This is a genomic window from Cyanobium sp. N5-Cardenillas, assembly GCF_024345515.1.
Classification (GTDB): domain Bacteria; phylum Cyanobacteriota; class Cyanobacteriia; order PCC-6307; family Cyanobiaceae; genus Cyanobium.
On sequence record NZ_JAGQBG010000120.1, the window covers coordinates 1 to 9479 of the forward strand.

Genomic DNA, 9479 nt, shown 5'->3' on the forward strand with positions numbered 1-9479 from the left:
TGCAGGTGTTGCGCCTCGGCCCCCTGCCAGCCAGCCGTCGACTGCAGCGCTGGCTGGCGGCACAGGACGGGCCCCAGGTACTGGTGAGCGAAGGGGACGGGCGCCCCCTTGACCCGCTCCGGCTGGTGCGGGCCCAGTGCGGCGCCGGCCTCGCCGCCTGGCTGGCGGGCCAACCGCCGTCCAGCGAGGCCGGCGAGCCCGCTGGGGAAGCGCTGGCGCTGGCGGATCGCTGGCACCAGGCAGAGGCGGCGCTGCAGGCGCTGCTGGAGCAGGAGCTGGCCGACGAGAACGGGGAGCCGGCCCTGGCACGCCGGCTCAGCCGGCTGCTGCCAGCGGGGTTGCCCGTGCTGCTGGCCAACAGCAGCCCCGTGCGGGACTGGGAGAGCTTCGCTCACCCGGCCGCCCCACCCCGGCCGATGCACGGCTTCCGGGGGGCCTCCGGCATCGATGGCACCCTCTCGAGCGCCTGCGGCCTGGCCGAGGTCCTGGGCGAGCTGGTGCTGGTGAGCGGCGATCTGGCCCTGCTCCACGACGCCAATGGCTGGCTGTGGCGCAGCCAGCTGCGGGGGCGGCTCACCGTGGTGCTGATCGACAACGGCGGCGGCGGCATCTTCGAGCAGCTGCCCATCCGCACCGAGCCGGCGGCGGCGATGGATTTCGAGCGCCTGTTCGCCATGCCCCAGGCGGTGGATCCCCTGGCACTGGCGGCGGTGCACGGGGTGCCGGGCCGGCGGCTGGAGCGGCTGGACGCCCTGGAAAGCGCCCTGGTCTGGGCACGGCAACAGCCGCTGGCGCTGCTGGTGATCACGACCGACCGCCGCCGTGATGCCGCCCTGCGGCAGCGGCTGCGCACAATGGCCGCAGCCCAGGTCACGCCCCCATGACCCCCGTTCCCCCGCCCCTGCCGAGCTGGACCAGCGCCGGCACCTACAGCGACATCCGCTTCGAGACCAGCGGCGATGGGATCGCCCGGATCAGCCTCAACCGGCCCGAGAAGCGCAACGCCTTCCGGCCGCTCACCGTGCAGGAGCTCTGCGATGCCTTCAACCGGGTGCGGGACGACCCCGCCATCGGTGTGGTGCTGCTCACGGGCGAGGGGCCGGCCGACGACGGCGTCTGGGCCTTCTGCGCCGGAGGCGACCAGAGCGTGCGTGGCGACGGTGGCTACCTCGACGAGAGCGGCCTGCCGCGGCTCAACGTGCTCGACCTGCAGCGGATCATCCGCAGCCTGCCCAAGGTGGTGATCGCCCTGGTGGCCGGCTATGCCATCGGCGGCGGCCAGGTGCTGCACCTGCTCTGTGACCTGAGCCTGGCGGCCGAGAATGCCGTCTTCGGCCAGACCGGGCCGCGGGTGGGCAGCTTCGACGGCGGCTTCGGCGCCGGCTACCTGGCCCGGGTGGTGGGCCAGCGCAAGGCCCGGGAGATCTGGTTCCTATGCCGCCGCTACCACGCCGAACAGGCCCTGGCCATGGGGCTGGTGAACGCCGTGGTGCCCCTGGAGGATCTGGAACGGGAAGGGGTGGCCTGGGCGCGGGAGGTGCTGCAGCACAGCCCCACGGCGATCCGCTGTCTCAAGGCCGCCTTCAATGCCGAAACCGACGGCCTGGCGGGCATCCAGGAGCTGGCGGGCCAGGCCACCCATCTCTTCTACCGGACGAGCGAAGGCCAGGAGGGGCGCAATGCCTTCCTGGAAAAACGGGATCCGGATTTCTCCGAGGCGCCCTGGCTGCCCTGAGCGGCCGCGGTCCATACTTCAGTGCGTGGGAGCAACGACCGGTGTCCGCCTATCCGATCCCGGACAACGAAGCTGGGCGCCAGGCGGCCCTGGACGAGCACCACATCCTCGATACGGAGCCGGATGTGGACTTCGATCGGATCACCCGCCTGGCCAGCCAGATGCTGGGGGTTCCGATCGCCCTGATCTCCCTGGTGGATCGCCAGCGGCAATGGTTCCTTTCCCGGGTGGGCCTGGAGGCGAGTGAAACGCCACGGGAGCAGGCCTTCTGTGCTCACGCCATCTGCTCCGACGACGTCATGGTCGTCAGTGATGCCACCGAAGATGATCGCTTCAAGGACAACCCCCTGGTCAAGGGGGACCCCCACATCCGCTTCTATGCCGGGGTGCCGCTGCAGTCCCGCACCGGTTTCAATCTGGGCACCCTGTGCGTCATCAGCCCCCAGCCGAGGCAGCTGGCCAGCGGAGAACAACAGCTGCTGCAGGATCTGGCCGGCATGGTCACCCAGTACCTGGAATCCCGGAGCAACGGCTACCTCTGTCCGCTCACCGGCCTCCAGAACCGGCGTCCCTTCTTCGAGGCGGGCCAGCGGGAGTTCCAGCGGGTCCGGCAGAGCGGCGATGCCCTGACCCTGATGCTCATCGGCCTCGACGATTTCCAGGCCTTCCGGGCTCGCTTCGGCAGCCAGCAAGGCGAGCGGGTGGTTCAGGAGGTGGCCAGGACCCTTCGGGCATTACTGGGGGACAGTGCCTTGGTCGGGCGCGTCACCGAAGCCGAGTTCGCCGTGTTGCGCACCGGCCTCGAGGCCCGGGAGGGCCGAGCCCAGGCGGAGAGCCTCCGGGCCGGGTTGGCGCTGCAGGGCTGGCTGGTGGATGGCGTTCGCCACCCCCTGTCCGTCAGCCGGGGTGTGGCCAGCCTCAGCACGGAGGACACCGGCTTCAGGGATCTGTTCCAACGGGCCGAAGCGGCCCTGAAACAGGCCAGGCTGTCCGGAAAGACTCTGCCCGGCTGAACCCGGCACCGGTCACTGGGGCTGTATGGCGGCGTGGGCGCGGGACAGGGCGGCTTGCAGGGACTCGACCCTGATCGGCTTGCCGATGAAATCGTTCATGCCGCTGGCCAGGGCTTCGGCACGGTCGCAATCACGGATGTTGGCGGTGACAGCCACGATCCAGGGCCGCACGGTATCGCCGGCCTGCTCACGAATCCTGCGGGTGGCATCAAAGCCATCCAGTTTGGGCATGCGCAGATCCATCAGGATGATGTCCGGATCCAGAAGGCGATGCTGGCCTAGGGCCTCTTCCCCATCACGGGCCACGCTGACCCCATAGCCGAGGCGCTGCAGCATCAGTTCACAGACGCGGGCGTTGACGGCATTGTCCTCGGCCAGAAGAATCCGCAGCGGGTGGTCATCGGCAAAGCTGGCTGTTGTGGGGACGTCTGGCACGGCAGGTGATTCAGGGATCACCACCGGCAGAATGACCTTGAAAAGGCTGCCTCGACCCGGCGCGCTCTCCACCTCAATCGAGCCGCCCATGGCGATGACAAGGTGGTGACAGATGGCCAATCCCAACCCCGCGCCGCCATGGGCGCGGGTGCTGCTGGAATCAGCCTGCGTAAACGGTTGGAACAGGGAATCGCGGGCGGAATCGGAAATTCCAGGACCGGTGTCTCGGACGTGGAAAAGCAGAGGAACCCTGCCGTCGGGCAGGGAACCCTGAGATGAAACGGTGATCGTCACGCATCCGTTCTCCGTGTACTTGATCGCGTTGCCAACAAGGTTCACCACGATCTGGCGCAGATGGAGAGGATCTGACAGCACAGCATCGGGGAGGGCGGGGTCCAGGTTGAGCGTTAACGCCAGCCCTTTGGTCTGCGACTGTTCGGCGAACAACGCCATCACATCGGTAAACAGAGGCCGAAGTTGACAGGGAGCGGAGTCGATCACCAGGTTGCCGCTGTCGATCGCTGAGATGTCGAGCAGTTGATTGAGCAGCAGCAGCAGGGACTCCCCGGAGTTCCTGACTGTCTGCAGACAGGATTGTTGGTGGGGCGTCAGGCCAGTGCTGAGCAGAATGTTGGTGAGGCCAATCACCCCATTCAGGGGCGTTCGCAGTTCATGGCCCATGGTGGCCAGGAAGGTGCTCTTGGCGAGGTTGGCCTGCTGTGAATCAGCCGCTGCTTGTCGGGCAGATCAGCCGCTTCCAGGCTGGATTGCAAGGCTGATGCCGAGGAACGTAAATAACGAGAGTGTAGATATCCGGCAAAGGTGGATAGCAGTGCACTGCCTGCCAGTGAGAGGCCCAGACTGAGGCGCAGGGGAAACAGTTGCTGGTTGAGGGTGGCCAGGGAGAGATCGACACCCACAATGGCTGTTGCGGGGCCGTCCTGGAACGGGGCATAGGCCGACAGGAAGGTTCCCCATTGATCGGTGTAGGGAACGGAACTGATCCTGGGCTTGGCAAGCCGGGCTGCGATCAGGGCATCGGCGGGGGCATCTTCATAGAGCTGACCTACGATGGGAGCACTGAAGTCGTCTCCTTGATTCTTGATGAAGACCGTACTGTCCAGAACAGATCGCAAAGGCCTTTCTCGACCCGTCAGGGTGTAGGCACAAAAGATTTCCGGCACCGACCTTCTGAGCCGGATCAAGGGCTCGGAGGCCTGGCGATAGAGCTGACTGGCCATCTGATCAGGACGGCGAATCCTGTTGTGGAGCTCACCATCCATCTCCGCCGCCGTGAACATGGCCAGGTCCAGCAGCCGCTGCTGTACGGACCTGAACAGGGTCTGTTCGGCCACCCAGTAGGTAACGATCAGGGTAGAGCTGGAAATGGAAAAGATTCCCAAGGCCAACAGAGTGGAAGCCCGGAACAGCCCGTACCTCGATACCGATGGAAGATCAATGGTGCTCACCCCGCCCCACATCACATGAATCAGTGTAATTCCTTTCCGTCGGCTCTGTGGCTCGCTGCCAAGCGCGATACCTGCCCAAGGCCGCACGGAGATCTGAGAACCGAAGTGGTTTGGGGAGAAAGTCGTTCATCCCCGCCGCTTCACATTCCCGTCGATGGGAGTCAAACGAATAGGCCGTCAGAGCGATGATGTAGGTATCCGAGTAACCTTCACTACGCAGTTGGCGCGAGGCGGCCATGCCATCCAGTCCGGGCATGGCCACATCCATGAAGATCAGATCCACGCTTCCATCCCTGACAGATTGAATAGCCGCATGACCTTCTCCCACCGACTCCGCTTTTAGATTCAATCTGGCCAGCATCAACTCAAGCACCCTACGATTGACACGATTATCATCAGCGATCAGGATGCCGATGTCAGGATCCAGGCTGACTTCGGGAGCGTCTTTGACAAGCTCATTCTGCTCCGGCACTGCGCGAATAAACGGCAGACTTACCGTAAAGCAACTGCCGGTACCTAGACTCGATTCAACGGAGATTTCGCCCCCCATCAGCTGGCACAATCGTGAGCGGATGGCCAGGCCGAGTCCGGCACTTTGCTGCGTCTGGGCTGGATTGGAATGGCCAATGAACTCCTCAAAGATCAATGGCATAGCCTCGCTGGAAATGCCGATACCCGTGTCATTCACATGGAACAGCAGAACCATGCCGTTGGCCCTGGCTTGGGAGGTCTCAACGCTCAGACGAATCTCCCCTTCATTGGTATACTTACAAGCATTCCCCAATAAGTTGAATAGGATTTGGCGCAGCTTGAGATCATCTCCTACAAGCCACTGCGGTGTATCCGGTGGAACGCTTAGCCGTAAGCCGAGACAGCCTACAGAGGCTTGATGCTGAAAAAGCTTGACGATGTCATTGAGTAATTCATGAAGGTCGAAAGTTCTGGGATTGAGCCCAAGCCGCCCAGTTTCAATCTGCGAGATATCCAGAATGTCGTTGATCAGGCTTAGAAGATACTCGCCACTTTGATGAATCGTTTCCAGCATCTCCCGTTGCTGGCCCTCCATGGAGCTGCTCAGCAGCACATCCGTCATCCCGATCACAGCGTTCAATGGGGTGCGGATCTCATGGCTCATATTGGCCAGAAACCGTGTTTTGGATTGGCTTGCTGCCAACGCCTCATCGCGCGCAAGTTGCAACTCGCGGGTTCGCTCGGCCACCTGCAGCTCCAGCTGGTCACGGGCTTCGATCAATTTGTCCTGGGCCTGGACAATCTCGCTCTTGTCACGGAAGGTGAACACCAAAGACGGCTTGCCTGGGAGCTTGACTGTGGCCCAGGACACCTCAATCACCTGAAGGTGTGGTGCACCCAACAATTCCCAAGTGCTGGATCCTTCTGATCCTGAGCTCCAGAATGGCAGGCCAGATCGGCTGTCGCTTAGCTCGTGGAAATAGGGCCTTGGGATGATCTGGCTCAGGCATTGACCAAGGCTCTGCAAGCGGGACAAGCCCACAAACCGGTCAAATGATGCATTCGTCCATTCCACGATTCCGTTGAGATCGGTGAAGGCGAGGGCCTCATCAACGGCTCCCAAGGCCGCCTCCAGCCTCCCGAGGGTGTTGCGAAGTTGGCCAACAAGGCTCTGATCCGGCATTCTCTCCTCAAGTCAACGGACGGAGGGTTGCCGCGAACACCCAGCTCTCGCCTCTGCGCTCGGCCACGATGAAGTGCTCGGAGTTGATGGCTTGTCCGTCTTTGCAGATGGTCATCAGCTCTAGGGGATGGTTGAGGATCTGGGACTCACCAATGATCTGGAATCGGGAGAATCCCAAGTGGTGGGCATCCTGATAGGCGGCTGGCAGAATCATGGAAAGGGATTGGCCCATCAGATCATCCAACGTCCATCCGTAGGTTGACTCAAACAGGGCATTGGTCTCCACGATCAGCCCTTCCTGATCGGCGGCGACAAAGGGAAGGGGTTGGCGGCGAAGCTCTTCGATCGTGACCATGAATCTCGCTGAGGACGCGACCTGCCTGGTCATCAACTGTAGCGGTGGCGCTGAGGGGTCGCTTCCGCCGGGACAAGCCCGGGGGGCCAGTCGCCGGATCCTCACAGACGCCACGGCGCCCCACCCGGTCCATGGCCCGGCAGCGCAAGGGCCCTCCGGGAGTGAATGGTAAGATAACTCTAATCTGAGATTCCATTTGTGGATGATCTTTACATCCTGAAACCCTTGGGCCTGCTTGATGCCCAGAGTGGTGAGGAGTTGCGGCAATCGGTTGGTACGGTTCTGGCAGAGAAGCCAAGGAACATCCTGATTGATTGTCAGGGCATTAACTTCATGGACAGCAGAGGATTCGGCGCTCTGATCTCCGTACTCAAGCGCATCAGAGAGCAAGGTAAGCAATTATTTCTTTGCGGGCTCTGCAGGCAGGTGCGCATTGTTCTTGAGCTCACCGGGACCGAGAAGGTGTTCACGATTGTCCCGGACAGCGACGCTTGCATCGCTCTCCTTTCAGCCGATGAATCAGGCGGCTGAACCGCCATCCGAATCGCTGACAAGACCTGGAAACAATCAAGACAACAGGGCACGGATCACGGAATAGTCATCGGTGAATGGCACATTGTCCGTGGCGTCGTGGATCTGGGACAGCAACCGATCCAGGCCATCGTCATCAGCGAGCAGACCTCGGCACTGCTCCACCAGTTGCATGAATTCGGGCAGCGTCCCCATCGCACCATCGGGCCTGGGAACTTCGTAGAGGCCATCGCTGTAAACAAGAAGACAGGCCCCTTCGCCGACCTCCAGGCTCTCGTTGCCATAGGTCGTGTCATCGAACAGCCCTACGGCCATGCCCTGGCCCTTGAGCCAGCGATAGGGAAAGGCCCCTGTGCGGCTCCAGAGCATGGCCGGGGGATGGCCCGCACTGGCAAAGCGCAGGGTTCGGCTGGAGGGTTGATACACCCCGTACCAGAGCGTCAGGTACCGGCCCTGGTGACGCTCCATCGGAAAACCGGCATTCAGGGTCTGCAGCACCGCGGCAGGATCGCGCAGGTCAACGGGCAGCGAGCGGGAGCGCAACTGGTTGTGGACGGAGATCGAGGGGAAGGCCGCCGCCAGGCCATGGCCGGAGCCATCGGCGAGGTAGACGACGAAGTGGTCGTCATCGAGCCAGAAGAAGTCGAACGAGTCACCACCCAGTTCGTTGCAGGGCTCGAAACGGGAGTCGGCCCGCACCGCACCGCCGATGGCTTCGGGCAGCAGGGATTTCACATAACTGGCCGCCTCCTCCAGCTCCTGATCCAGGCGCAGTTTCTGCTGACGCAACTCCTCGGCCAGGAGCTTGAGCCGTTCGTTGGCCTGGTGCAGGCGGATGCCGGAGCGAACCCGGGCCAGCAGCTCCTCCGGGTCGACCGGTTTGGAAAGGAAGTCGTCAGCACCGCAGTCCAGCCCCTCCACCCGGTCCTCCACCCGGGACCGGGAGGTCAGCAGGATGAAGTGGGCCGATGCCAGGGCCGGTTCCGCCTTGAAGGCCCGGCAGACGTCCAGGCCATTCATGCCGTCCATCAGCCAGTCGCAGAGGATGACCGTGGGGGAGCAAAGACGGGCCTGCGCCAGGGCGCGCTCACCCGAATCCGCCACAGCAATCCGGTACCCCTGGGCCCGGAGACGGACCTCGAGGATGCGGGAATGGACGCGGTCGTCATCCACCAGCAGGATCGAGATCGGTGCGGTAGGGCCTTCCATGGGGTTCAGGCTTCCATGGGAAGGCGCCGACGCAGGGCTTCGCTCACCCGTCCAGCCTCGACGAGCAACTGATCGATTCTGACCTGGGGCCAGGCCGACGAATCGGAGCGCAGGGACTCCTCAACCTGGCCGCACAGCGTGGCCAACCGCAGCGCCCCCAGGCTGGCACTGGGGGAGCGCAGCGAATGGGCAGCGGCGATCATCGCCGGGGGATCGTGGTACCGGTGGGCCATCACCACCGCCGACACAAGTCGCATCGCATCCTCGAGGTAGAGATCGATGAGCTCCTGGAGCACGGCCTCAGCACCGTCTCCCATGGCTTGCTCCAATTCGTCCCAGGCGGCCGCGTCGATCGGGTCGGCCCCTCCACCTGCTGGCGCTTCGGGTTGGTCGCGGGGCTGGTAGTGCTCCAAGGCGTAGGTGAGCTGGGCGGGCACGATCGGCTTGGCCAGAAAGTCGTCCATGCCGGCCTGGAGGCAGGCCTGGCGATCCTCCGGACGGCCATGGGCGGTCATGGCAATGATCCAGGGCTGGACGAAAGGTACCGGCAGCCGCCGGATCGCCCGCGTGGTGGCGTAACCATCAAGCTCCGGCATCTGCACGTCCATGAACAGCACATCGAAGGGGGTCTCCTGCACGGCCGCAAGCGCCTCTGAGCCCGAAGCCACGGCCTCGGCCCGGTAACCCAGGCGCTGCAGCAACTGGAGCGCCAACTGGCGGTTCACAGGGATGTCATCAACGATGAGCAGCCGCAGCGGCAGCCGGTCAGCGAGGCGATGGGGGCCGCCCTGGGGGGCAGATTCGTGCGTCAGCGTTGGCGGGCCAGCCAGCCGCCGCTCCAGCGGGCTCTGTCCTTGCTGAATCAAGGCCAGGCGGAGCTGTTCGAGTCGCACAGGCTTGGAGAGCATCACAGCCGGCGTCTTGGCCAGCGATGCCAGCTCGGTCTGCTTGCACCTGTCAGCCAGGAGGATCCAGGGGCGCACCTGAAGCAAGGGGTCCTGCAGAAAGGCTGGCGGGGTTGTCTCCCCTTCGCAGCAGAGCAGCCGCCCATCAAGGATCACCACCCCATGGCCGAGGT

At 63.6% G+C, this 9479-nt stretch carries 10 protein-coding genes; 4 read left to right on the forward strand and 6 right to left on the reverse strand.

The features are described from left to right. The 3 genes from KBZ04_RS10420 to KBZ04_RS10430 form a co-directional block, all read left to right on the forward strand. The coding region (locus KBZ04_RS10420) for a thiamine pyrophosphate-dependent enzyme (protein ID WP_254991865.1) at positions 1–884 on the forward strand (884 nt) is incomplete at its 5' end. Further along, entirely contained in the window at positions 881–1735 is an 855-nt protein-coding gene (menB, locus tag KBZ04_RS10425; protein WP_254991866.1) for a 1,4-dihydroxy-2-naphthoyl-CoA synthase, read from the forward strand. The genes KBZ04_RS10420 and menB, both read left to right, overlap by 4 nt. A gap of 41 nt (positions 1736–1776) precedes the next feature. Beyond that, positions 1777–2748, forward strand: a complete 972-nt coding sequence (locus KBZ04_RS10430; RefSeq protein ID WP_254991867.1) for a sensor domain-containing diguanylate cyclase — start codon at positions 1777–1779, stop codon at positions 2746–2748. A 12-nt stretch (positions 2749–2760) separates the two neighbouring features. Here the strand turns inward: KBZ04_RS10430 and KBZ04_RS10435 are convergent, their stop codons facing one another. The 4 genes from KBZ04_RS10435 to KBZ04_RS10450 are packed head-to-tail and all read right to left on the reverse strand — an operon-like array spanning position 2761 to position 6661. Then, the gene (locus KBZ04_RS10435; protein WP_254991868.1) at positions 2761–3864 is read right to left on the reverse strand and encodes an ATP-binding protein; all 1104 of its coding nucleotides are present in this window, start codon (positions 3862–3864) and stop codon (positions 2761–2763) included. Then, a complete protein-coding gene (locus KBZ04_RS10440) occupies positions 3837–4652 on the reverse strand; it encodes a hypothetical protein (protein ID WP_254991870.1) in 816 nt (271 codons plus the stop codon). The genes KBZ04_RS10435 and KBZ04_RS10440 overlap by 28 nt, the downstream gene beginning before the upstream one ends. Continuing rightward, positions 4639–6306: a response regulator gene (locus KBZ04_RS10445; protein ID WP_254991871.1), complete on the reverse strand. Its 1668-nt coding sequence runs from the start codon at positions 6304–6306 to the stop codon at positions 4639–4641. The genes KBZ04_RS10440 and KBZ04_RS10445 overlap by 14 nt, the downstream gene beginning before the upstream one ends. A gap of 7 nt (positions 6307–6313) precedes the next feature. Continuing rightward, the gene (locus tag KBZ04_RS10450; protein WP_254991872.1) at positions 6314–6661 is read right to left on the reverse strand and encodes a PAS domain S-box protein; all 348 of its coding nucleotides are present in this window, start codon (positions 6659–6661) and stop codon (positions 6314–6316) included. A gap of 198 nt (positions 6662–6859) precedes the next feature. Here KBZ04_RS10450 and KBZ04_RS10455 point away from each other — a divergent pair, with 198 nt between their 5' ends. Continuing rightward, positions 6860–7192, forward strand: coding sequence for an STAS domain-containing protein (locus KBZ04_RS10455; protein WP_254991873.1), 333 nt, complete (start codon positions 6860–6862; stop codon positions 7190–7192). A 36-nt stretch (positions 7193–7228) separates the two neighbouring features. Here KBZ04_RS10455 and KBZ04_RS10460 read toward each other — a convergent pair whose 3' ends face one another. Together KBZ04_RS10460 and KBZ04_RS10465 are read right to left on the reverse strand one after the other, a co-directional pair. Continuing rightward, the gene (locus KBZ04_RS10460; RefSeq protein WP_254991874.1) at positions 7229–8401 is read right to left on the reverse strand and encodes a PP2C family protein-serine/threonine phosphatase; all 1173 of its coding nucleotides are present in this window, start codon (positions 8399–8401) and stop codon (positions 7229–7231) included. A gap of 5 nt (positions 8402–8406) precedes the next feature. Beyond that, on the reverse strand, positions 8407–9479 hold a 1073-nt coding region (locus KBZ04_RS10465; RefSeq protein WP_254991875.1), incomplete at its 5' end, for a response regulator.